The sequence below is a fragment of the Caballeronia sp. LZ016 genome, assembly GCF_031450805.1.
Taxonomy (GTDB): Bacteria; Pseudomonadota; Gammaproteobacteria; order Burkholderiales; family Burkholderiaceae; genus Caballeronia.
This window is the reverse complement of record NZ_JARTVY010000002.1, coordinates 804,542-827,759: the sequence shown is the minus strand read 5'-3', so window position 1 is coordinate 827,759 and position 23,218 is coordinate 804,542. Positions and strand designations below refer to the sequence as shown.

Below are 23,218 nucleotides of genomic sequence, written 5' to 3'. Positions count from 1 at the left end.
CCGCGGTCTGTCCCCTAAGGAGTTGCAAGCACTATTCCCGACGGGCCGCCGATCAAAACAACAACGAAGGATTCGGACAATGAGCACGCCAAACGAAATGCGTCCTGCCCTGACCTATGACGGGGATCTCGGCGATATGTACGCCGTCTACTTCAAAAATCTGCTGTTGAGCATTATCACGCTGGGAATTTATCGGTTCTGGGGCGTCACGAATATGCGCCGCTATGTGTGGTCGCATGTGCGCTTTCAGGATGAACGATTCGAATACACCGGCACCGGCGGCGAGCTGTTGCGAGGCTTTCTTCTCGCGGGCGCCGTGCTGGTCGGTGCGAGCGTGGCGGCGTTGATCGTCGGCGGCGTGCTGAAGGCCGCCACCGGCAGCGCGGTGGTTGCGTCGCTGCCTGTGTTCGTCCTTTATGTGGTCGTCTTCGTCCTGGCGCTCGGCGCGTATTACAGTGCGGAGCGGTATCGACTGAGCCGCACGGTCTGGCGCGGCATTCGCGGCGGGATGACCGGATCGGCGTTCGCGTACGGGCTGAAGTCGCTGCTGTACGCGCTGCTTTGTGTCGTGACGCTTTACCAACTGGTGCCCTGGGTGACGATGCGGCTCCTCGAAAGCCGCATCAACGCAAGCAGCTTCGGCGACCAGTCCTTCAGTTTTCAGGGGCAGGCCGGCAAGGTCTACGGCGCATTTCTCATTGCATTGCTTGGCTCCCTTGCGCTCGCCGCCGCGCTCGGCCTGCTGATCGTCTGGCCGGTCGCGACGTTCATTCAGCAATCGCACGATTCCCTCGGCGGCCTCTATCTCGCGGTCCTGGCGGGCATTTTTATGGGCGGCGTGGTCCTGGTGCTGTTCATCATCGGTTCGTGGGTGATGAGTTGCTTTTACTTCGCGAGCCTGTCCCGCCACGTGGCGGCCAACACGACGTTCGGCGCACTGCGATTCGAAAGCCGTGTGACCGCGTTTCGCGTCATGCGCCTCGTGCTGGGCAACCTGGCCATTCTCGCGGTGACGGCTGGCCTCGGGTATCCGATCGCCCTGCATCGCGGCTTGCGCTTTGCCGCCACGACGCTGTTCGTCGCCGGCGAAATCGATCCGGCCGCATTGCATCAGACCACGCTGCGCGCGCCCGCGGCGGGCGAAGGCATGCTGAACGCGCTCGATCACGGCGCGGTGCTGTGAAGACGACGGTCCGCTTCTTCGACGGCAAGTGCGGCGCCGAGCATCGCGGGAGTTTGCGCATCGACGATGGATGCATGGTCATCGTCGATGAAGGGACCGGACGCGAGCACGCGCGTTGGCCGCTGCACGCGATGCACAGTGGCGATCCGAACCCGGACGGCGTTGTCGCTCTGTGGTGCAAGGGCGAGCCGGGCCGCGTGCTGGCCAATTGCGCCGCGTTACCGTCCGAACTGCCGCGCCGGCGTGCCCGGCCGCGCCACGTGGCGTGGGTCGCGTCGATGGCGGTCGTGTTCGCTTTTCTGGCGGCGGGCGCGGCGTTCGTGCGCGACCCGTCGCTGGCCGTGAAGCTGGTCCCGCTCTCGGTGGAAGCCCACTTGGGCGATGCCGCGCAAGCCGCGCTCACGAGCACGAACCGCGTTTGCGAGGGCGCTGCGGGCCAGGCGGCCTTGAGCGCGCTCGAAGCCCGCCTTGCGCGTGCGGCGGGTATCGCTCGTCCGGTGAGCGTGATCGTCGTGGACGACGATCAGATCAACGCGTTCGCGCTGCCGGGGCGGCGCATCGTCGTGATGAAGGGGCTGATCGATCATGCGAGCGACGCCAACCAGCTTGCGGGCGTGCTCGCGCACGAGACGGCGCACATCGCGAACCGCGATCCGCTGACCGGCGCGATGCGCCAGCTCGGCATCCGCGCCGTCGCGACGATGTTCGGCGTGGACATCGGATACGGCGATGTTTCGTCGATTGCGGGCCACTTCCTGACGCTATCGTACGGTCGCGAGGCGGAGCGCGCCGCCGATGCGCGGGGCATCGCCTATCTGCATGCAGCGGGTCTGCGCAGCGACGGCCTCGCCGCCTTTTTGATGTCGATGACAAAGCGCGAGGGCGAATTCGCGCTGCCGCCGTTCCTGTCCGATCATCCCCGCACCGATGACCGCGTGCGTGACAGTCAGGGTTCATCGACCGGCGACGACGCGATGAGCGACGCGCAATGGCGGGCGATTTCGAAGATGTGCGCGCCGTGAAGTCACGCGAGCCGCGGATACCCAAGCTCGATCGACTCGCGCTCGTATCGGTCGATGCAAGCGTAATCCGCTTGCGGTAAGCGCAGCATTGAGCGAAGCATCAGCCGCTTCGCCAACTCGCCGTCTTCCGCGACTGCATCGGAAAGCGCGATGGCGAGCGCATCGACGATGGGTTGCGCAACGCGCTTCGACGCGATGAACGGCAAGGCAGGCGCGCTCGCCGTGAACCCGATCTCGCGGATGCCCGCCGCGAGTTCCGGCCGATGCGCCCGCACGAACGCGAGCGTGACGCAATCAATGGCGGCGACATCGCCCGAGCGCTCGACGGTGAGCGCGCGCAGCGACGCCAGATGCCCGCCGCTCTTCGTGACCGCCGAAAAGAACCGTCCGTTCGATGCGAACGGCGCGACCGCGTGGCGGAACAGGTTCATGCCGCTGTTGGAATCGTCATCGTTATAGACAGCGTGCAGCTCGCGGCACGCTTCGAGCGACGAGGCGCCGACGTGCGCGCCGGCCACCAGCACGCTGCGATAGCCGCCGCGCTCGCAGCCGGGCGCATCGAACGCGGGCGTCGCGACGAGCTGAACGCGCTCGTCGAGCGCATGCAGCAGCGGATAGCCGCAGGTCTGCGAGAGCAGCACATCGTCACGCAGCCAGAAGGCGGTGAGATCCGCGCCGGGATCGACGATCTGCACGGTATCGCCGCGCGCATCGAGCCACGGCGAAACGCGCGTCAGCACGGCGTCGAGCAGGGTGCGCCAGTCGTCCGCGAGAGCGGGCGCGACGTTGTACATCGGCAAGGCGGCGATCCACTGCATGAAGGCGGGCAATCAGGCGGAAGGAGACTGCATCGTACCGAGTTCGCCACGGCCTCGCCGAAACCGCGCGGGGGCGTGCACGCCGGCATCGCCCGCAAACGGATGCACCGGCGACGCCGCTTTCGTGAACGCATGCCGCGCGAGCCACTCGCCATATCCCTGCACGACGAACCCGCCGTTATTCACCCGATACGCCTCGCGCCGCTGCGCATACAGCTCGCCGAGGCCGTACCACGGCACGCCCGGCAAGTCGTGATGCACCGCGTGATAGTTGTTGTTGAGAAAGAGCAGCCGCCAGGGCCACGCAGCCTCGTTGATGACCGTGCGTTCGCGCTCGTCATGGACTGCACGATGCTCGCGAAACGATCGCACCGAAGCCAGCGCGAGTGACGCGTAGCCGACGCCGAAAACGAACGCGCGCCACGGAATGCCGCATCGCGCATCGAGCCACCATGCGAGCGCGGCGAGCGCTAGCGCGTGAACGGCCCAGCTTCCGACGATCCGCCATTGCCGTGTCGCAAGCGCCTGCGCCGCTTCGCGCCACGACGCGGCGATCGAAAACCACGGGCCGATCAGCATGCGCCCCGCGAACGTGTTGCGCGCGGCAATCGCGGCCCGCAGCAGCGCACCGGCGTTCTCCCATTGCTCGGGCGTGACGTAATAGCTTTCCGGATCGCGGCCGGGAACGGTGAGATGGTCATCGTCGTGATGGCGAAGATGCGAGTCGCGATAAACCGCGTACGGGAACCACACCGCGAGCGGCGCGATGCCGAACAGCATGTTGACGAACGGCCAGCGCGTCGGATGACCGTGCAGCAACTCGTGCTGCAGCGACATGTACCAGCAGGACAGCACCGCCAGCAGGCCGAGCGCGAGCGGCAGGCCGAGCGCGCGCGCGTTGATCGCGACCGCGAACCAGCCGCCATGTACCGCGACGATCACGAGCCACGTCGGCCATTCGCTGCGCCAGCGCCACGACGCGCGCCGATCCTGGATTGCATCGCGTTGTGCGTCGTCGAGATAGCGTGGCATGGCGGGCTCTGTTCAGCGGAAGGGCCATGTTAGCCGCGCGCGCTCATTCGCCCAACGAACGAATCGGCCTATGTTTTTCGCGGCGAAGGGAAAGGCGCGGCGTCCCACGCGCGGACCCGGAGTTTGCAAATGTTGACAAAGTGAACCGGACGCCCGTGCTATACCTTTGGCCGCTTTGAGTAAGCGCATCCGGAACATGCCGACATCGGTCGATCGTTAGACATGCCAACGTGATGCAGTCACGGCCGCGGCGATGCTGTCCGCGACGCCAATTTCATGAGCAAGGAGAAAGAGTTGAATAAGCTGATGGCTATGAGCGCCTGCGTGGCCGCCATTTCCGTGCTGACGGGTTGTTCCGGCCTGAACCGCACGAACGAGGAAGCGCTGAACCGCGCGGCCGGCATCGAAGTGACGAAGACGGAAGAGGGTGTCGATGTCCGTCTGCCGGAGAAGGTGCTGTTCGACTTCGACAAGTCCGTATTGCGCGCCGGTTCCGCCGCCGCCATCGACCGCTCGGCCATCCTGATCCAGCGCAGCAAGAAGCCGGTTCTGGTCGAAGGCCATACCGACAACATCGGCGATCACGCGTACAACCAGACGCTGTCGCAGGAGCGCGCCGAGACGGTCGCGCGGGCCATCGCGGCCAAGGGTGTGGATCCTGCTCGCATCAACTACAAGGGCCTGGCGTACGACCGTCCCGTCGCGAGCAACGACACCGACGAAGGCCGCGCGCGCAATCGCCGCACGGAAATCGTGATCATCGGCGAATCGGTCGATACGATCATGGGCAAGTAAGCGGTCTCGTTGCCGAATCGTCCGGTCGCCCGGCCGTCGCATTGCTCGCGGCGGCCGGGCGATCTCGCTTTTGGCGGGCGCCAATATTGGCCGGAGACCGAAGCAGGGTATTCTCTGACCCTCCGCTCAAGTCCGCGCGCATATGGCCCGACCTCCCGAACCCGGCACCGCGTCACGTTCTCCGAATCCTTCCGTCACGCCCCGGCTGCCGCGCCGGTCGATGCGCCTCCTCGCCGGGCTCGTCGCGTTCAATATCCTCGCCTGGGTCTGGGCGCTCGTCGCCTTTCGTCACTATCCGCTGCTGCTCGGCACGTCGATGCTCGCGTATTCGCTGGGGCTTCGTCATGCCGTCGACGCCGACCACATCGCCGCCATCGACAACGTCACGCGCAAGCTGATGCAGCAGGGCAAGCGGCCGCTCGGCGTCGGCATCTTCTTTTCGCTCGGTCATTCCACGGTCGTCGTGCTGGCGACGGCGCTCATCGCGGCGACCGCGCTCGCGGTGCAGGAGCGCTTCGCGTCGTTTCGCGAGATCGGCGGGCTGATTGGCACGTCGGTGTCCGCGCTCTTTCTCTTCGCCATCGCGGCGATGAACCTGTTCGTGCTGCGCGGCGTGTGGCGTGCGTTCCGGCGCGTGCGTCGCGGCGACGCCATCGCCCGGGACGATGCCGACACGCTCGCCATCGCCGGCGGCCCGCTCGCGCGCATCGCGCGTCCGTTATTCGGACTGGTCGGCAAGAGCTGGCACATGTATCCGCTCGGCTTCCTGTTCGGACTCGGTTTCGATACCGCCACGGAAATCGGCCTGATGGGCATCGCGGCGTCCGAGGCCACGCGCGGCTTGCCGGTGTGGTCGATCCTCGTGTTTCCGGTGCTGTTCACGGCGGGCATGTCGCTGATCGATACCGCCGACAGCATGCTCATGCTGGGCGCGTACGGCTGGGCCTTCACGAAGCCGGTCCGCAAGCTCTACTACAACCTGACGGTCACGCTCGTGTCCGTCGTGATCGCCGTGTTCGTCGGGGGCGTCGAGGCGCTCGGCCTGATCGCAGATCGGCTTCAGCTCAAAGGCGGCTTATGGGATGTCGCCGCGATGCTCTCGGAGCACTTCGGCGCGCTCGGCTATGCGATCGTCGGGCTGTTCGCGGCCTGCTGGCTCGTGTCGGCGCTCATCTATAAATGGCGCGGCTACGATGCGCAGGACGCCGTCAACGCGCGCTGACTGACGTTTCCGTTACACGGGCATCGTTCCTGCTGTCACCGTGCGCCTGCCGCCCATCGATCCCGCATCGGGCGGCCTTCACGGAGAACGATCATGGCAGAGCCGGACAAGAACCCGTCCGCGGGAAAAGAGTCACCTCACCTCGACCGCGACGAACGCGAACAGGCCGCCGAGCATTCGACGCCGCACGCGCTCGTGATTCACGAGATCGTGCGCGAAGAGGGCGAAGCCGCGATGGAGCGCACGTTTGCCGCGCTCATGTGGTCCGCGCTCGCCGCCGGCCTTTCGATGGGCTTCTCGTTCCTCGTTCAGTCCATTCTCGAAAGCGAGTTGCCGGACACGAGCTGGCGCAGCCTCGTCGCGAGCTTCGGCTATACGATCGGCTTCGTCTTCGTCATCCTCGGACGCCAGCAGCTCTTCACCGAAAGCACGCTGACGGCGGTGCTGCCCGTTCTCGTGCGGCGCGACCTGAAGACGCTCGGCAAGACGTTCCGGCTATGGGGCATCGTGATCTTCTTCAACCTGATCGGCACCGTGATCTTCGCCGGCCTGTTGCAGATACCCGGCGTATTTTCTCCGGAGGTGACAGAAGCGCTGGCGAAGGTGGCCAAAGCGCCGTTCTCAGGCGATTTCGGCGTGACCGTCGTGCGCGCGATGTTCGCCGGCTGGCTGATCGCGCTGATGGTGTGGCTGCTGCCGAGCGCGCGGTCGGCGCGGCTTCTCACGATCCTGCTCGTCACCTATACCGTCGCCGTGAGCAAGCTGTCGCACGTGATCGCGGGATCGGTGGAATCGGCATATGCGGTGATGACCGGCGCGCACAGCGTCTCCGACTACTTCCTCGTGTTCCTGCTGCCGACGTTCATCGGCAATGTGATCGGCGGCGTGTCGCTGGTGGCGATCGTCAATCACGCGGCCATCGCGCCGGAGATCAACGGGTCGTCGCATCACGCGGACTGAACGCCGGGATCGGCCCGCGAGCTGCGGTGCGGGTTATTTGTTGTTGCCCGCGCCGGTGCCGTACAGGCCGTTGTTGAATCCGCCTGCGCCGTCGGTCTTGTGTTCCTTGCCGACGGTCGCGCCGCGCGCCTTGCCGGCGGCATCCTTCGATTGCGGGCGCTGCGATTCATGCACCACCGTTCCCGACGGATTGGCCCGGCCCGTCGAATCCGACGTGCGGCTCTCCTGCTGGTCGGAACCCGCAGGCTGCGTGATCTGGGCGTGGCTGGCCGTGCCGAATGCGGCGGCAGCGCACGCGAAAAGAGTGGCGGCGATTCGATGTGACGTGACGGACATGGCGCCTCCAGGCGTGACTCATAGGAGTGTCCAGTCGAGCACGAACGATGCCTGACGCCGATTCGCCTGCCGGGTAGTGCAAGCACGCGCGGCATGTCTCGCGCGTGAGGATCGGGGATCGCGCCGCGGCGCGAGTGGCGAAAGCGGCCGGCTTCAGGCCGCTTTCGCCCAAAGCCTGTTGGTCGTCCTTTTGCGGCTGCCGCCGTCGCGTGGCGTGCTTCGCATGGCGTCGAGCGCGAGGCGCAGCGCTTCGATGCGCTGCTTCTGCGCCGGCACGAGCGCATAGCCGTTCACCACGGCCGCGAGCCGTTCACGCCAGTATTCGACGTTGAGGGCGCCCGGCGACTGATTGTTCATTGTGCGAAGCTGCGCGACCGCGCGCTCGATATGCTGAAGTTCGACATCCGCCAAAGCCGACGGCAACAGGCTGCCCGTGGCCTCGCTCTTTTTCTTCTTCATCGCTGGTCTTCCTCTCAGCCGCGCGGCGCACGCTCTTCGTCGTTACGCCGGCGGGCACCCCGTTTCACCCGCGCGATTTCTGATGAATCGTCGCAGGCGGCCCTTGCTCGTTATCTTTACGATCGTGACCGTTGTGCTGTCTTTGAGTCTTTGTCGATCAAAGGTACGACCGTTGAGCAAAATGTACGCAACGGGGCCCATGTGGCTCCGTCTGTCAACGCACACTTAATGCCGCGGCGCGCTTCTTTCGATGCTGCGATGCGCCACCCGGCGGCGCATCGCCTCATTCGTCTTCATCGGATGGCGGCCGGTCCGCGCGCTTTCCGCTGCGTCCGATTTGCGCTTCCATCGCCTGATCGAGCTTGCTGACCTTGCGCGGCCTGGCCGGCTCTCGCGCGTCGACGAACGCGATGAAGTCGTCCATCGGGAGCGGGTCGCAGAGCTTGCTCGCGCCTTGCGCGGAGCGTTCGATGAGATAGAAGTAGCCGCCCGGCATGCTGACGGCCGCGTAGTGCGGATTGCCGCTGCGGGTCTTGAGCCGTTCGACGGCATGGATGGCTTTAGTGGAGCGCATGCGGTTCTATGCTCCGTGCGACGTCACGGCGCGCACTTCTTGCCCGCGCCTTCGAGCCAGAGGTTCGATGCGTGGCGCTCGCCCGGATAAAAGCGATACACCGTCTGGCCGTTGTCGTAACGAACCTTGATGACGTTCGAATCGCCGAATTCGAGCATCGCGCCTTGCGGAATTGCCGTCTGCTTGAATGTGGCGTTGTGTTTCTTCGCTTCGTCGGCAATGCACTGGACGATGCTGCTGACCTTGTTTTCCGTCGATGCCGTATCGACTTCCGGCTGGCCGGCATCGGCGTTGTGAAAGCGGCCGCAAGCCGCGAGGAGCATGGGCAGCGCGAGGGCCGCGATGAGTTTTTTCATGGTCTTCCCGTTGTCGTGTTGGCAGGCGGATCGCGTGATTAGAGCACAGCGTCTTTACAGTTCGGACAGCTTGCGCAGCAACGTCCGCGCCCGCCTGTGTTCGCGCTTCATCCGTCTTCACGCGTCGGGCGGGATGCCGAGCAGCGGCAGCGTCGCGCCGACGATGCCCGAGAAGACCGGACCCGCGACCGTTCCGCCGTAGTACGTGCCGCCCGACGGCTCGTCGATCATCACCGCGACGATCACGCGAGGATCGCTCATCGGCGCGATGCCGACGAACGACGCGCGATACTTGTTCGCCGCATACGCGCGCCCGATTTGCTTGCGCGCCGTGCCGGTCTTGCCGCCGACGCGATAGCCTTCGACCGCGGCGGCGCGTCCGGTGCCGTTCGGGCCCATCGCCATCTCGAGCATGTTGCGCACGGCGGCGGCGGTCGCGGGCTTGACGACGGGCACGCTCTCGCGCCGTTTCTCGCCGTGAATGAGCGTGGCCGCGTGGAAGTGTCCATCGCCGGCATAAGGCGTGTAGAGCTGCGCGATCTGCAGAAGCGACAAGGAGAGGCCGTAGCCATAGGCCATCGTCGCCTGCTCGATGGGCTTCCATCGCTCGGGCGAGCGCAGCCGTCCCGTCGCCGCGCCGGGGAACGTGAGCTCCGGCGCGCGCCCGATGCCGTATTCGCGATACTTGTCCCAGATGGTTTGCGCGGGCAGTTGCAGCGCGAGCTTCGTCAGCGCGACGTTGCTCGACATCTGCACCGCTTCGGACACGGTGATGACGCCGTGATTCGACGTGTCGTGAATCACGTTCGGGCCGATCTTCATGGTGCCGGGCGCCGTATCGATGCGCGTGTCCGGCCGCACCTTGCCGAGATCGATGGCGAGCGCCGCCACCAGCGGCTTGATGGTCGAGCCGGGTTCGAACGTATCCGTCAGCGCGCGATTGCGCAACTGCTCGCCGGTGAGGTGGCTGCGGTCGTTCGGATCGAAGCTCGGATAGTTCGCGAGCGCGAGCACTTCGCCGTTCTTCGCATCGAGCACGACGACGCTGCCCGCGCGCGCGCGATGTTTCGCGATCGCCGTCTTCAGTTGCGAATGCGCGAGCTGCTGGATGCGCCGGTCGATGGTCAGCTGAATCGTTTCGCCGTTCTGCGGCAAGTCTGTCTCGCCGATCTGCAAGACGACGCGCCCCAGGCGATCGCGAATGACTTCGCGCTGACCCGCTTCGCCGGCGAGACGCGCATCGGCGGCCAGTTCGACGCCTTCCTGGCCCTTGTCCTCGTTATCCGTGAAGCCGACGACATGCGCCGCCGATTCGCCCTCGGGATAGAAGCGCTTCGTATCCGGCACGAGCGTGACGCCCGCGCGCCCGATTTCGGCGATGTGCTCGGCGGCTTGCGCCTCGACCTGACGTTTGAGGAGCACGAAGCGGCGATCGGTGTCGAGACGCCGCGCAAGCTCGCGCGGCGGCATGCCGAGCAGCCGGGCAATGTCGTCGTTGCGCGCGCCGTCGAAGCGTTTCGGGTTCGCCCACACTTCGTACGTGGACAGGCTCACGGCGAGCATCGCGCCGTGCCGGTCGACGATGCGTCCGCGGGTCGCCGCGAGCGCGAGCGTGCGCTGATAGCGCTTCTGTCCTTCGCCGATGTAGAACTCGTGGTCGACCACCTGGACCCACATCGCGCGCCCGGCGAGCGCGAGAAACGCCGCCGTCACGCCGGCGAAGACGAGCCGCGAACGCCAGGCGGGCAGGCGGCTTCCGAGCATCGTGCTGCGGTGATGCGTGTGGAACTCGCGGCCGCCGGTTGTTTTTTTTTCTGAACATCGATCGAGTGGGATCAGGCCGGACCGGATGCAGCGAGCCGCGCGAGCGCGGCGTCCAGATCGGCGGGGGAAACGGGATTCGAGCAATCGGGCGCATCCGGCAGATGGATGCCGATCTCTTCGCTCAACGTGCGGCGCAGGTCGGCCACGGTGGACGATTCGCGATGCGTCGTGCCTTCGTGATCGTCGTGAGACGAGAAGCGCTGGTTGAACACGCCGTACCGGCGACCCGGCGCAAGGCGGGCGGCAAGCAGGTTATGCACGAAGATGGATTGCGGATACGTCGAGACGAAGTGGTTCGACATCTCGTAGTCGATGTCGTATTGCGGATCGAAGTCGAAGCGATAGACAGGCGTCCACTTGCCCTCGATCAGCGCATCCAGCCGATAGTGCGGCAGCCGGGCGCCCGGCTCGATGCGCTCGAGGCGAAACGCGCCGTGCGGCGTGATCTGCTCCAGTCCGCTCGAGAGCGCGAGCGGCGCGGACAGCGTCATGCCGCCGAAGCCGACATCGGTGACGAACGCGCCTTCGTCCAGATCGACGACCAGCAGCATGTGCGAACGCGGCGGCATCGCGGTATCGGCGCGGCCCCACAGCACGCGCGCCGCGTAGCTTCGGACGCGAAAACCCAGCGCTTCGAGTACGCTGCGAAAAAGCAGGTTGTGTTCGTAGCAGTAGCCGCCGCGCCGCTCGCTCACGAGCTTGCGCTGCAGCGACGCGAGATCCAGCCGCACCGGACGGCCGAGCAGGACGTCGAGATTTTCGAACGGTATCGCCTGGGGATGAAGCAGATGCAGCGCCCGCAAAGTGTCGAGCGTCGGCGCGGGACGTTCTTCCTCGCGATAGCCGATGCGTGCGAAGTAAGCGGACAAGTCGATGGAAGTGTCGGTTGCATTCATGTGAGTGAGCGGTGAATTGCGACGCGTCGTCCGTGAGCGCGGACATTTTACGACACGAAAGGCGTGAAATTACAGAAAGCATACAAAGAAGCGCGCATGCCGAAAGACACGACGCTCGATTGAACTGTGCCGCATCGGCGAGAGTCTTTCCAGCTTCAGCCCAACGGATGAGGATTCCAGTTCATGGCAAATGACGTGAAACAGTCGAGCGATTCGGAACCATCGACGAGGCGGCGCGCGCCCGCCTGCACGCTGGTCATCTTCGGCGCTGCGGGCGATCTCACCAGGCGGCTTCTGATGCCCGCGCTCTATAACCTCTCGGCTCAGGGACTGCTCGACGACGACATGCGGATCATCGGCGTCAATCATGGCGCGCGGGCGACCGATCAATGGCGCGATGAACTGACCCAGGCGCTGCGCAAGTTCGCCGCCGACAAGGCCAGCACCTTCCACACATCGGAGCTGAACGACGATGCGTGGAACCGCATCGCGCAAAAGCTCGAATACTTCGCGGGAGAGTTCGCCGACGACGAGACCTTCACGCGCCTCAAGGAACGGCTCGCGCAGCAGCAGAGCGGCAATGTCGTGTTCTATCTGGCGGTGAGCGCGCGCTTCTTCGCGCCGATCGCCGAACGGCTCGGCCGCACCGGCCTGCTCGAACAGAAGGACGGCGCGTTCAGGCGGCTCGTGATCGAAAAGCCGTTCGGCACGGACCTCGCCTCCGCGAAGGAGCTGAACCGCTGCATCCTCGCGCATGCCGAGGAATCGCAGGTGTATCGCATCGATCATTTTCTCGGCAAGGACACCGTGCAGAGCATTCTCGCGGTGCGCTTCGCCAACGCGATGTTCGAACCCGTGTGGCGGCGCGAGTACATCGACCACGTGCAGATCACGGCGGCGGAGACCATCGGCGTGGAAGGGCGCGGCAGCTTCTACGAGCAGACGGGCGCATTCCGCGACATGTTGCCGAATCATCTGTTCCAGTTGCTCGGCATGGTCGCGATGGAGCCGCCCAATTCGTTCGACGCCGAAAGCGTGCGCGACAGGAAGGCCGATGTCTTCGATGCGATCAAGCCGCTATCCGCGAACGACGTCGTGCTCGGCCAGTACGAAGCCGGACCCGCCGGCCCGGCGTACAGGGACGAGCCGGGCGTCGCGAAGGACAGCCGCACGGAAACCTACGCGGCGGCGCGCGTTCATGTCGAGAACTGGCGATGGGCGGGCGTGCCGTTCTATCTGCGCACCGGCAAGCGGCTGACGGAACGGCGCACGGAGATATCGGTGCAGCTGAAAGCTGTGCCGTTCCGCCTTTTCCGCGATACTCCCGTCGATGCGCTGACGCCGAACGTCTACACGCTGCGCATCGATCCCGGGCACGGCACGAGCTTCGACTTCAACGTGAAGATGCCCGGCCCGCTGATGCAGATCGGCGCGGTGCGATCGGCGTTCGATTACAGCGACTTCTTCGCGGCAAGCGCAAATGTCGGCTATGAGACGCTGCTCTACGACTGCATGCTCGGCGACCCGACACTGTTCCAGCGCGCGGACAGCATCGAGACGGCGTGGGCGGCGGTGGATCGCGTGCTGCATCCGGATGCCGAACTGCCGGTGCATGGCTATGCGTCGGGCAGCGCAGGCCCGGAAGCCGCGGACCAACTGCTCGCCGCCGACGGCCGCGCGTGGCGTTCGCTGACGGACGATGCCGGCAAGAAGTGAACTCTTTCTCGACCGAGGACAAGAAGCGTGAGCACGGAATCGAAAACGAAGCACAGGACGCGCGTTTCCACGACCAAGGGCGCGCCGAAGGCTGACCGCATCCTGGCCATCGACATCGGCGGCACGGGGTTGAAGGCCGCTGTCCTGTCGGAAGACGGGGAGATGAAAAGCGAGCGCGTGCGCGTTCCGACACCGAAGCCCGCCACGCCCGATGCCGTCGTCGATACGCTGATGACGCTCGTCGCACCGATTACCGGGGAGCCGCCGACGCATCTCTCGATCGGCTTTCCCGGCGTCGTGCGCGACAACGTCGTGCTGACCGCGCCGAATCTGGGCAACGAATACTGGTATCGCGTCCCGCTCGCCGACATGATCTCCGCGCGTCTTGGCGGCGTGCCGGCGCGGATGATCAACGACGCGGAGATGCAGGGCCTTGCCGCGATAGAAGGCGGCGGCATCGAAATGGTCCTCACGCTCGGCACCGGCGCGGGCACCGCGCTATTCCGCGACGGCGAACTGATGCCGCATCTGGAGCTTGCGCATCATCCGGTATCGAAGGGGCGCACTTACGACGAATACATCGGCAACGCGGCGCGCGAGAAGGCGGGCAACAAGCGCTGGAACAGGCGCGTCGAGAAAATCATCGGCATACTGGCGACGCTCGTGAACTTCGACAAACTCTGGATCGGCGGGGGCAACGCCGCGCATCTGAAGTTCGACCTGCCGCCGAACGTCGCTGTCGTGTCGAACGCGGCGGGCATCGAAGGCGGCGCGAAGCTGTGGCATCCGCGTTCGGTGCGCGAGACTCGTCAACTGCCTCACTTCAATCAGCGCGAAGGAGCGCTCTCATGAACGGCAAAGGCCAATACGGTTTGCATAGCGTGAACGGCGACGGCGCCGCCGCCTTCGAGGCGCTCGCGCGCGTGGAGCTCGTCGTATCGGATTGCGACGGCACGCTGCTTCATACCGACAAGTCGATCAGCGAAGCCGCGAAGGACGCGGTGCGCCGGCTGCACGAAGCGGGCGTCGCCTTCACGGTCGCGAGCAGCCGGCCGGGGGCGGGCATGCGCAATATCGTCGAGACGCTTGCCGTCGACATGCCTTACGCGTCGTACAACGGCGGCAATCTCGTCGATCCGCGCACGCGGGAAGTGCTGGCCGCGCACAAGCTGCCGCGCGACGCGGTGCAGGCCTCGCTCGAAGCGCTCGCCGCGGCGGGCGTCGATGCGTGGGTGTTCGTTGGGGACGTGTGGTATCTGACGAATCCGGACGGCGCATACGTGCCGCGCGAGCGCCGCACGGTCGGCTACGACGGCGTGCTCGTGCAGCGTTTCGACGACGTGGATCTCGATGCGGTCGACAAGATCGTCGGCTCGACCGCCGATGCGCCGCTGCTCGAACGCGTCGAGCAGCAATTGCAGGCGCGCCTCGAAGGGCGCGCGAACGCGGCGCGCTCGCAGAGCTACTACCTGGATATCACCCACCTGCTCGCCAACAAGGGCGATGCGGTGCGCGAACTCGCGCGTCGCAAGAACGTGCCGCTGGAACGCGTGGCCGTGCTCGGCGACATGACCAACGACATCGCGATGTTCGAGATTGCGGGGGTGTCGATTGCGATGGGGCAGGCGTCGGAAGGCGTGCAAAGCCGCGCGAGCCTGGTATCGGCAACCAATGACGACGATGGATTCGCCGTGGGGATCGACGCGCTGCTGGCGGCGCGTGCCTGAGGGGAACCGCCCGCCGCGGATCGGGGCTTCGGACCAAACTTCGGACCGGCCAACGGATCAGCGGTGGACGCTAATGCTGACGAACGACGCCGGATGAGTTAGCGCCGGCGCATCGGTGCGCGTGCCATGCCGCCGCCTGCGCGTTCGTCCTTGTGACGGAAGTTGATGCGGCCTTTGGTGAGGTCGTACACGGACAGTTCCAGTGTGACGCGATCGCCGGCCAGAATACGAATGTGGTTCTTCCGCATGCGGCCCGATGCATACGCGCCCACGACGACGCCGTTGTCGAGCGTCACGCGATAGCGGCTGTCGGGGAGCACTTCGTCAACGATGCCATCGAGTTCGATGAGTTCTTCTTTCGCCATGTGAGCTCCTGTTGAGGGTGTTGTAGGGTGCTGCGCTCGCCTGTTTCACGTCCATTGCGCGCGCTTCGCCAGCACACGACGCCGGTTCGCGAATGGAGGCATGAGCGGCTGCGCCAGAAGGCATCGTCGCTGCAATGCGTCGGAAGCGATGTAAAGCGTGGTCCGGCACGCTCGACTGAACGAGCGCGCCACGTCTCATTTCAGGCTCGTGCTGAGCTTGACGGCATAGGCCGGAACAACTGCGTTCGCCTCGAGGCGGCGAACCCTGGCCGGCGTGACCGGGACGGCGAGATTGGCGCGGCAACCGCTCTGATGCATGATCAGGCGACGGCACGACGCCAACGTGCGGTGTGATGCGTGACTGCAGGGGTGAACGTGTCTGCTGTTGCTACCACGTGCGGCCAACGGGCCGAATTGCAAGGCATAGGTTCCAGCAAACATGTCCGATTAGACAGACGATACCGCGCAAGAGTTCCCGCGCGATGCCCTATGAATGATCGAAAATCGATGCAGACTTCGCATCGAAGGAGCCATTATAACCAACCTGCCCTTTTGAAGCGCAGGTAAAGCAGGATGTCGACGATCAGCATCACCGCGATGCACGCCGGATAGCCATACTTCCAGTCCAGCTCCGGTATGCGATGGAAATTCATGCCGTAGATGCCGGCGATCATCGTCGGGACCGCGAAAAGCGCCGCGAACGAGCCAAGGCGCTTGGTCACTTCGCTTTCCGCAAGCGCGATGAGGCCGAGGTTCACCTGAATCGCCGTGACGATCATTTCCCGGCGGCCTTCGATGGTCTTCACGATGCGCAGCAAATGATCGTACACGTCGCGAAAGTAGTCCTGCATGCCCGCGCACACGCCGGGCGGACGCCCGCCGTAGAGCTTGCTGACCGCCTCCAGCAAAGGCGCGGTGTGATGCTGCAGGAGCGTCATACGGCGCTTGAGCGAATACAGGTCTTCGATGATCTCCCGCGACGCCGCTGAACCGTTGTGCTCGAAGATGCGCTCCTCCACTTCGTCGAGATCCGCGCCGAGCGTCTCGAGGATAGGGAAATAGCGATCGACGACGGCATCGACGAGCGCGTACATCACGAAGGCCGGGCCGTGCTTGAGCAGTTGCGGCTCGCGTTCGCAGCGCTTGCGCACTTCCTGGAAGCCTTGCGTCGTGCGGTTACGCACCGAGATCACGTAGTTCCGTCCGACGAACACGTTGATTTCGCCGACGAGCAACTCGCCTTCTTCATCGAACTCGACGGTATGGAACACGGCGAAGAGCGAATCGCCGTATTCCTCGATTTTCGGCCGCTGATGCCCGTGCTGTGCGTCTTCGACAGCGAGCTCATGCAGTCCGAATTGATGCGCCATGTGAGCGAGTTCGCCCGGCCCCGGTTCCTTCAGTGCAACCCAGATGAAAGAGTCGGGCAGGTCGCGATACGCGTTGATGTCGTCGATATGTACGTCTGCCAGCTTCCGGCCGTTCTGATAAGCCGCGCAATTGACCAGCATGGGGCGCCCTTGTCGTCTCGATGTAATGAGCCGCGCATCATGCCCGGCGGGCGAGAGCGAGCGGCGTCGTCATCGTCGAATCTTAGCGGATCGGCTTGCTGAGCGGGCCTCGGCTTCCCATGCCGATGCGGTATTCGCGCGCCTCAGCTTGCCGAGTAATCGAGCGCGGGCACGACTTCCGCGGCCGGCAGCGCGGGCGGGCTCGACTGCATCGATTCGAGCTTGGTCAGCTTGCCTTCGACCGTCGCGCCGACATCCATGCGCAGCTTCTGATAGTAGATGTTGCCGTGAACGTGCGCGTTCGATTGCAGTTCGACGAAATGCGCGACCATCACGTCCCCGACCACGCGCCCGTTGATGATGACGTCATACGCGCTGACGTTGCCGTGAATCGCGCCCTGATCGCTGACGACGAGGAGCGATTCGTCGCCGGGGCGGCCGGTGACGTTGCCGGTCACCTGACCATCCATGCGCAGCCCTTCGCTGAATTCCAGGTCGCCGGAGATATGCACGTTATGTGCGACGAGCGTGGAGAGCTTGGCGGGCTTCACGCCCTGCGAGTCTTTCTTCGATGAAAACATGGCCAGTCCTTGCGATGCGATAAAAGTTGCTTCGAACGGCCACGCCATGCGGCGCGACCGGGTTGTCCGGGGGGAATCAGCGTTGCTTCTTCAGGAAAGCGAGGTCCGTCTGCAATCGTTCGATCTGCGCGGCGCCTTGCGCGACCCGCTGCTCGAGCGCGGCGCGGGTGGCGGCTTCCTGTTCGAGCGCGAATTGCGCGTGCGTCAGTTGCTCTTGCAGCTTCTGTTCGGAGGCGGGCGGCGCGCACAGCACGTCGAGCTTGCGCGACTGGTCCTGCGAGTTCTTGAGCGCGAACCCCGCCGCCACGAGCGCCCCGACCGCGCAAACCGCGGCGATGACGCCGGGTAGGTAGGCGGCGTTGCGCTTGGGCGTGAGGGAATAGCTATGCTGCGTGAGCTTCAGCGACGCGCGTTTGGAATCAGCTTTGCGCATTGAGCTTGGGCCTGAAAAGCGAGAGATAGGGCTTCGGATCGAGCTGTGCGCCGCCGACGATGACTTCGAAGTGCAGATGCGGCCCGGTCGAGCGGCCGGTCGAGCCGACTTCGGCGATTTCGTCGCCCGGCATCACGAACTGCCCTTCCTTCACGAGCACGCGCGATGCATGGCCATAGCGCGTGACGACGCCGTTCGAATGGCGAATGTCGACGGAATTGCCGTAGCCGTTGCGCTCGCCTGCCTGCACGACGCGGCCGCCCGCGCTTGCGAGGATCGCGGTGCCGGTCGGCGCGACCATATCGAGTCCCGGATGGAAACTCATGTGGCCCGTGAACGGATCGACGCGATTGCCGTATGGCGAGCCGTAGCGCGCACCCGGCGCGGGATTGCGGCCGGGAAACGCCATGTAGGCGGTGTAGTGGGCGAGCGTCTGACCCTGCAACTGCGAGAGCGTGTCGTCGAGACATCCGACGATCTTCTCCGCGGCCTTGAGCCTTTGCGCCGGCGTACCCGCGCTTGCGCGATCGGCATTGCACAGGCGCGGCGGCAGTTCCGGGCCGCCCGCGCCGTCGAGCGCCGTCGCGGATTCCTCGCTGTCCGGCAGCGGCGGCACGTCGTGCACGCCGGATGCCGTGCCGCTGCCGGGCGAGCCCTTCAGCCGGCTGTCGAAGTCGCGCAGTTCGCCGACTTGCGCCGAAAGCGCCGCGACGCGCGGCGCGAGCGCGCTCAGATCGGCATCGATGCGGCCGAGCTGCTCGATCTCGAACGAACGCCGCGCGGCAAGCGCCTGCTTCTCGCCGAGATGCGTGCGGGCGAACATCGTGCCGATGACGATGCCGAGCGCGAGCGCGGCAATGAGAAGCGCGATCAGCGCGATCACCGCGATGGCGCGCGCCGTGCGCGCCTCGACGAAGCGGACGCGCTGGCTGGAGACCGACCGCCTGGACCAGATGACGAACGACATCAGCGGGTGGCGAACGGTCGACGGGGTTGAACGACACGGGATTCGAAGCGAATCCCGCGAGGTATCGACGATTGATCGGGATAGCGAATCAAAGTATTACGGAACGGTTGTTGACGTCGTGTGGCGATGTGCGAGACATCGCTGGAAAGCGGCATTAAAACACTTGGCCGCGATAACAACGTCAAAAAGGTTGGACGCGCGATGAGGGCGCGTAAGCGTCACGCAGGCGCGATGTCCGCGAAGCCCATGCTGGGCGCGTCGCCCATGAGGAACGCATGATTGACTTCGGCCGCCGCGCGCAGGAAGTCCCACACGGCGGTGATGCGCCGCAGCCGGCGCAAGTCTTCGCGGCACGAGAGAAAGAAGGCGCGCGTCACGACGATCCGATCGGCGAGCACCGGCACGAGCCGCGCATCGGGCGAGGCCATGAAGCACGGCAGGATCGCGAGTGAGCGGCCTTCGAGCGCCGCGTGGTACTGCGCGATCGCGCTCGTGCTGCGCCAGTGCGACACCGCGCCCGGCACCGCGCGTTCCAGGTACAGCAGTTCGTGGCTGAACGCGAGATCGTCGATATAGCTCGCGAAGCGATGCCCGCGCAGGTCGTCGGCGGTGCGGATCGGCGGGTGCGCGGCGAGGTATCCCGGCGTCGCGTAAAGCCTCAGCCGATAGTCGCAGAGCTTCGTATAGACGTACTGGCCGTGCTCGGGGCGCTCGAGCGTCACCGCGATATCCGCTTCGCGCTTCGACAGGCTCACGAAGTGCGGCACGGGCAGCAAGTCGATCGATATGTTCGGATGCGCGTCCTGAAAGCGCGCGAGTTGCGGCGCGAGGAAGAAGCAGCCGAAGCCTTCTGTCGAACCGACGCGCACGTGTCCCGACAGCGCGTGGCCCGTATTCGCGATCTGCTCGGTGGCGGATTGCACCGTGGTTTCCATCGCATCGACAAAACCGAGCAGCCGCTGGCCCTCCGCCGTCAGCACGAAGCCGCCGCTGCGCGACTTGTCGAAGAGCAGGGTGCCGAGCGCGTCCTCGAGCGCACGCACGCGCCGCGCGACGGTCGTGTAATCCACGCCCAGGCGCTTCGCCGCGCCGCTCGCGCGCTGCGTTCGCGCGACTTCGAGGAAGTAGCGCAGGTCGTCCCAGTTGAGTCTGGCGGGGTCGAAAGCCGGGCGTTCTTGCATATCGATCGGGTGTTTTTCTAGTGCCTTGCGAGACTTTTGCATCACTATACTCAAAGGCACGAGCCTGCCGAATAGCGGGCCGATACCTATAACGGAGACGCCGCGCCCGATTCTCCCCGACGCTTTCGCGCGTCCTCTCCGTTTCCTTGCGCACGCTTTCCGACCAGGGAGACATCCGTGAACATCGTTGCTGAACAACCGGCGCAGCGCGCGTCCGTCCGCACCGCGAAGCTGCTGATCGACGGCGAGTTCGTCGATTCCAGGACGAGCGAGTGGCGCGACATCGTCAATCCGGCGACGCAGGAAGTCGTGGGCCGCGTGCCGTTCGCGACGGCCGACGAAGTGAGCGCCGCCGTCGCCGCTGCGCAAAAGGCTTATCAGACGTGGCGCACGACGCCGCTCGGCACGCGCATGCGGCTCATGCTGCGTCTGCAGGACCTGATCCGGCAGAACATGAAGCGCATCGCCCAGACGCTGACGGCCGAGCAGGGCAAGACGCTCGCGGATGCCGAAGGCGACATCTTCCGCGGGCTCGAAGTAGTCGAGCACGCGTGCTCGATCAGCACGCTGCAACAGGGCGAATTCGCGGAGAACGTCGCGGGCGGCGTCGATACGTACACGCTGCGGCAGCCGATCGGCGTCTGCGCGGGCATCACGCCGTTCAACTTCCCCGCGATGATCCCGCTCTGGATGTTCCCGATGGCCATCGTGTGCGGCAACACCTTCGTGCTGAAGCCGTCCGAGCAGGACCCGCTTTCGACGATGGAGCTCGTCGAACTGGCGATGCAAGCGGGCATTCCGCCGGGCGTGCTGAACGTCGTGCACGGCGGCAAGGATGTCGTCGATGCGCTCTGCACGCATCCCGACATCAGGGCGATATCGTTCGTCGGCTCGACGGCTGTCGGCACGCACGTCTACAACCTCGGCAGCCAGCACGGCAAGCGCGTCCAGTCGATGATGGGCGCGAAGAATCACGCCGTCGTGCTGCCCGACGCGAACAGGGAACAAACGCTCAACGCGCTGGCGGGCGCGGGCTTCGGGGCGGCGGGCCAGCGCTGCATGGCGACGTCGGTGGTGGTGCTCGTGGGCGCCTCGAAGGAATGGCTGCCGGATCTGGTCGACCGGGCGCGCGCGCTCAAGGTCAACGCGGGCGCGGAGCCGGGCGCGGACCTCGGACCTGTCGTGTCGCGGGCCGCGAAGGAACGCATCCTCGGGCTCATCGACAAAGGCGTCGAAGAGGGCGCGACACTCGCGCTCGACGGACGCGGCATCGCGGTATCGGGCTATGAGCACGGCAACTTCATCGGCCCGACGATCTTCTCGAATGTCACGACCGACATGACCATCTACAAGACCGAGATTTTCGGGCCGGTGTTATGCGTGCTCGAAGCGGCGACGCTCGATGACGCCATCGCGCTCGTCAATCGCAATCCGATGGGCAACGGCGTCGGCCTCTTCACGCAAAGCGGCGCGGCGGCGCGCAAGTTCCAGAGCGAGATCGACATCGGCCAGGTCGGCATCAACATTCCAATTCCGGTGCCCGTGCCGTCGTTCAGCTTCACCGGTTCGCGCGGCTCGAAGCTCGGCGATCTCGGTCCGTACGGCAAGCAGGTCGTGCAGTTCTACACGCAGACCAAGACCGTGACGGCGCGCTGGTTCGACGACGCCACCGTGAACGACGGCGTCAACACGACCATCGCGCTGCGATAAAAACAGGAGAGACGGCGATGCAAATCGGTTTTATCGGCCTCGGCCACATGGGCGGCCCGATGGCTGCGAATCTGCTGAAGGCGGGGCATGCGCTGACCGCTTTCGATCTGTCCGCAGCCGCGCTCGATGCGGCGAAAGCGGCGGGCGCAACGCTCGCCGAGTCGCCGCGCGCGGCGGCGCAGGAAGCGGAAGCCGTGATTACGATGCTCCCCGCCGCGCAGCACGTGAAGGCGGTCTATCTGAGCGATGACGGGGTGCTCGCGGGCGTTCGCGCGGGCGTGCCGCTCATCGACAGCAGCACGATCGATCCCGCGACCGCCAGGTTCATCGGCGAAGCGGCGGCCGCGCACGGCAATCCGTTCGCGGATGCGCCGGTGTCCGGCGGCGTCGTCGGCGCGCAGGCGGGCACGCTGACCTTCATGGTCGGCGCGGACGAGGCGCTCTTCGAAACGCTGCGTCCGGTGCTTGCCGGCATGGGCAAGAATATGGTGCGCTGCGGCGAAACGGGCACCGGTCAGATCGCGAAGATATGCAATAACCTGCTGCTCGCGGTCTCGATGATCGGCGTCGCCGAGGCGATGACGCTCGGCGAAACGCTAGGCATCGATCCGGCGAAGCTGGCGAGCATCATCAACACGTCGACGGGGCGCTGCTGGAGCGCGGACACGTGCAATCCGTATCCCGGCATCGTGGAAACGGCGCCGGCCTCGCGCGGTTATAGCGGCGGGTTCGGCGCGGACCTGATGCTGAAAGACCTGGGACTTGCCGTCGATGCGGCGCGCGGCGTCAGGCAGCCGGTTTTCATGGGCGCGCTGGCGCAGCAGCTCTATCAGTCGATGAGTCAGCAGGGACTCGGCAGACTCGACTTTTCAGGCATCATCAAGCTGTATGGCAATCATTAAAGCGGCACGCACGTGCGTGCGAAACGTGCGCTGATAACTAGCCGTTTTATTAAGTTGCACTGCACAACGTCTCGTGCTCTGCCTTAGTGGTCGAACTGATCGGGAATACGATGATTCGCTTTCCCGAAAATTGTCCTATTCTGAAAGCACGACGCGCGTGTCCCGTTGTATTAAGCGTCTCGCTAAACGCCGGGTCAAGCGACTCAACGCGCGTCACCGATGCAGGCGAAAAGCCCGGCCTTTCGGGCTATCAGATGAGGAGTACGCGATGCAAGTCACACGACACTTGAACATGGAATTGCGGCACGCTACGGTGCCGACTTATGTCGCCAGCTATTTCTTTCCGTTGCTTTTATTGGCATACGAAGCATGGCGAGTGGGATCGTGGGTCGCGGTGAACGGCTTCAACTTCAGCAACTTCAACGCGATGGGGTACGAGTTCGCATTGATGATTGCTGTATTCGCCATGCAGGTCATCGTTGAAATCGCGTTTCTGGCGGGCGCCGTGCTCACGCGGCACAAGGACGTCGGTCATCGGCTGGCGAATCTGTCGCTGGGCCTCTTCTGCTCGATGGTCGTGCTCGGCTTCGACCTTGCGCTGCAATATGGACTGAGCGGAGGCTGATCGGTTGCGGACGCATCGCAATG

At 65.0% G+C, this 23,218-nt stretch carries 25 protein-coding genes; 11 read left to right on the top strand and 14 right to left on the bottom strand.

The window, feature by feature from the left end; genetic code table 11:
• Positions 1–79: 79 nt before the first annotated feature.
• On the top strand, positions 80–1,183 hold the full coding sequence (locus P9220_RS17300) for a YjgN family protein (protein WP_309766238.1): 1,104 nt from the start codon (positions 80–82) through the stop codon (positions 1,181–1,183).
• Positions 1,180–2,205, top strand: coding sequence for a M48 family metallopeptidase (locus tag P9220_RS17295; RefSeq protein ID WP_309766237.1), 1,026 nt, complete (start codon positions 1,180–1,182; stop codon positions 2,203–2,205). Before P9220_RS17300 ends, P9220_RS17295 begins: the two co-directional genes overlap by 4 nt.
• Before the next feature lie 2 nt (positions 2,206–2,207).
• Here P9220_RS17295 and P9220_RS17290 read toward each other — a convergent pair whose 3' ends face one another.
• Both P9220_RS17290 and P9220_RS17285 read right to left on the bottom strand, forming a co-directional pair.
• Positions 2,208–3,023 carry a PhnD/SsuA/transferrin family substrate-binding protein gene (locus P9220_RS17290; RefSeq protein WP_309766236.1) on the bottom strand — a complete coding sequence of 272 codons (816 nt, stop codon included), beginning with the start codon at positions 3,021–3,023 and terminating at the stop codon, positions 2,208–2,210.
• A gap of 12 nt (positions 3,024–3,035) precedes the next feature.
• On the bottom strand, positions 3,036–4,055 hold the full coding sequence (locus P9220_RS17285) for a fatty acid desaturase (protein ID WP_309766235.1): 1,020 nt from the start codon (positions 4,053–4,055) through the stop codon (positions 3,036–3,038).
• Positions 4,056–4,349: 294 nt separating this feature from the next.
• Here P9220_RS17285 and P9220_RS17280 point away from each other — a divergent pair, with 294 nt between their 5' ends.
• The 3 genes from P9220_RS17280 (at position 4,350) to P9220_RS17270 (ending at position 7,032) form a co-directional block, all read left to right on the top strand.
• Positions 4,350–4,850, top strand: a complete 501-nt coding sequence (locus P9220_RS17280) for an OmpA family protein (protein ID WP_309766234.1) — start codon at positions 4,350–4,352, stop codon at positions 4,848–4,850.
• A gap of 142 nt (positions 4,851–4,992) precedes the next feature.
• A complete protein-coding gene (locus P9220_RS17275) occupies positions 4,993–6,072 on the top strand; it encodes a HoxN/HupN/NixA family nickel/cobalt transporter (RefSeq protein WP_404980274.1) in 1,080 nt (359 codons plus the stop codon).
• A gap of 93 nt (positions 6,073–6,165) precedes the next feature.
• Positions 6,166–7,032, top strand: a complete 867-nt coding sequence (locus tag P9220_RS17270) for a formate/nitrite transporter family protein (protein WP_309766232.1) — start codon at positions 6,166–6,168, stop codon at positions 7,030–7,032.
• A gap of 33 nt (positions 7,033–7,065) precedes the next feature.
• Here P9220_RS17270 and P9220_RS17265 read toward each other — a convergent pair whose 3' ends face one another.
• The 6 genes from P9220_RS17265 to P9220_RS17240 form a co-directional block, all read right to left on the bottom strand.
• Positions 7,066–7,368 carry a beta-xylosidase gene (locus P9220_RS17265; RefSeq protein ID WP_309766231.1) on the bottom strand — a complete coding sequence of 101 codons (303 nt, stop codon included), beginning with the start codon at positions 7,366–7,368 and terminating at the stop codon, positions 7,066–7,068.
• A 153-nt stretch (positions 7,369–7,521) separates the two neighbouring features.
• On the bottom strand, positions 7,522–7,827 hold the full coding sequence (locus P9220_RS17260) for a hypothetical protein (RefSeq protein WP_309766230.1): 306 nt from the start codon (positions 7,825–7,827) through the stop codon (positions 7,522–7,524).
• Positions 7,828–8,110: 283 nt separating this feature from the next.
• Entirely contained in the window at positions 8,111–8,401 is a 291-nt protein-coding gene (locus P9220_RS17255; RefSeq protein WP_309766229.1) for a hypothetical protein, read from the bottom strand.
• Positions 8,402–8,424: 23 nt separating this feature from the next.
• Positions 8,425–8,757: a hypothetical protein gene (locus P9220_RS17250; RefSeq protein ID WP_309766228.1), complete on the bottom strand. Its 333-nt coding sequence runs from the start codon at positions 8,755–8,757 to the stop codon at positions 8,425–8,427.
• Between the two features lie 117 nt (positions 8,758–8,874).
• The gene (locus P9220_RS17245; protein WP_309766227.1) at positions 8,875–10,521 is read right to left on the bottom strand and encodes a penicillin-binding protein 2; all 1,647 of its coding nucleotides are present in this window, start codon (positions 10,519–10,521) and stop codon (positions 8,875–8,877) included.
• 71 nt (positions 10,522–10,592) lie between these two features.
• On the bottom strand, positions 10,593–11,477 hold the full coding sequence (locus P9220_RS17240; RefSeq protein WP_309766226.1) for an arylamine N-acetyltransferase: 885 nt from the start codon (positions 11,475–11,477) through the stop codon (positions 10,593–10,595).
• A gap of 183 nt (positions 11,478–11,660) precedes the next feature.
• Here P9220_RS17240 and zwf point away from each other — a divergent pair, with 183 nt between their 5' ends.
• The 3 genes from zwf to P9220_RS17225 are packed head-to-tail and all read left to right on the top strand — an operon-like array spanning position 11,661 to position 14,920.
• Positions 11,661–13,193, top strand: coding sequence for a glucose-6-phosphate dehydrogenase (zwf, locus tag P9220_RS17235; protein ID WP_309766225.1), 1,533 nt, complete (start codon positions 11,661–11,663; stop codon positions 13,191–13,193).
• 27 nt (positions 13,194–13,220) lie between these two features.
• Entirely contained in the window at positions 13,221–14,045 is an 825-nt protein-coding gene (locus P9220_RS17230) for an ROK family protein (protein ID WP_309766224.1), read from the top strand.
• The gene (locus tag P9220_RS17225) at positions 14,042–14,920 is read left to right on the top strand and encodes an HAD family hydrolase (RefSeq protein ID WP_309766223.1); all 879 of its coding nucleotides are present in this window, start codon (positions 14,042–14,044) and stop codon (positions 14,918–14,920) included. The genes P9220_RS17230 and P9220_RS17225 overlap by 4 nt, the downstream gene beginning before the upstream one ends.
• A gap of 98 nt (positions 14,921–15,018) precedes the next feature.
• On the opposite strand, the gene infA is transcribed toward P9220_RS17225, so the two are convergent.
• The 6 genes from infA to P9220_RS17195 form a co-directional block, all read right to left on the bottom strand.
• Positions 15,019–15,285, bottom strand: coding sequence for a translation initiation factor IF-1 (gene infA / locus P9220_RS17220; protein WP_309766222.1), 267 nt, complete (start codon positions 15,283–15,285; stop codon positions 15,019–15,021).
• A gap of 533 nt (positions 15,286–15,818) precedes the next feature.
• Positions 15,819–16,796: a magnesium/cobalt transporter CorA gene (gene corA / locus P9220_RS17215; RefSeq protein ID WP_309766221.1), complete on the bottom strand. Its 978-nt coding sequence runs from the start codon at positions 16,794–16,796 to the stop codon at positions 15,819–15,821.
• A gap of 143 nt (positions 16,797–16,939) precedes the next feature.
• On the bottom strand, positions 16,940–17,377 hold the full coding sequence (locus P9220_RS17210) for a polymer-forming cytoskeletal protein (protein WP_309766220.1): 438 nt from the start codon (positions 17,375–17,377) through the stop codon (positions 16,940–16,942).
• A gap of 76 nt (positions 17,378–17,453) precedes the next feature.
• Entirely contained in the window at positions 17,454–17,810 is a 357-nt protein-coding gene (locus P9220_RS17205; protein WP_309766219.1) for a hypothetical protein, read from the bottom strand.
• Complete coding sequence (locus P9220_RS17200; RefSeq protein ID WP_309766218.1) at positions 17,797–18,777, bottom strand: M23 family metallopeptidase; 981 nt, start codon at positions 18,775–18,777, stop codon at positions 17,797–17,799. The genes P9220_RS17205 and P9220_RS17200 overlap by 14 nt, the downstream gene beginning before the upstream one ends.
• 218 nt (positions 18,778–18,995) lie before the next feature.
• On the bottom strand, positions 18,996–19,958 hold the full coding sequence (locus P9220_RS17195) for a LysR family transcriptional regulator (protein WP_309766217.1): 963 nt from the start codon (positions 19,956–19,958) through the stop codon (positions 18,996–18,998).
• Between the two features lie 177 nt (positions 19,959–20,135).
• Here P9220_RS17195 and P9220_RS17190 point away from each other — a divergent pair, with 177 nt between their 5' ends.
• The 3 genes from P9220_RS17190 (at position 20,136) to P9220_RS17180 (ending at position 23,195) form a co-directional block, all read left to right on the top strand.
• Entirely contained in the window at positions 20,136–21,668 is a 1,533-nt protein-coding gene (locus P9220_RS17190) for a CoA-acylating methylmalonate-semialdehyde dehydrogenase (RefSeq protein WP_309766216.1), read from the top strand.
• Between the two features lie 17 nt (positions 21,669–21,685).
• Positions 21,686–22,570, top strand: a complete 885-nt coding sequence (mmsB, locus tag P9220_RS17185) for a 3-hydroxyisobutyrate dehydrogenase (RefSeq protein ID WP_309766215.1) — start codon at positions 21,686–21,688, stop codon at positions 22,568–22,570.
• Between the two features lie 268 nt (positions 22,571–22,838).
• Positions 22,839–23,195: a hypothetical protein gene (locus tag P9220_RS17180; RefSeq protein WP_309766214.1), complete on the top strand. Its 357-nt coding sequence runs from the start codon at positions 22,839–22,841 to the stop codon at positions 23,193–23,195.
• Positions 23,196–23,218: the final 23 nt, after the last annotated feature.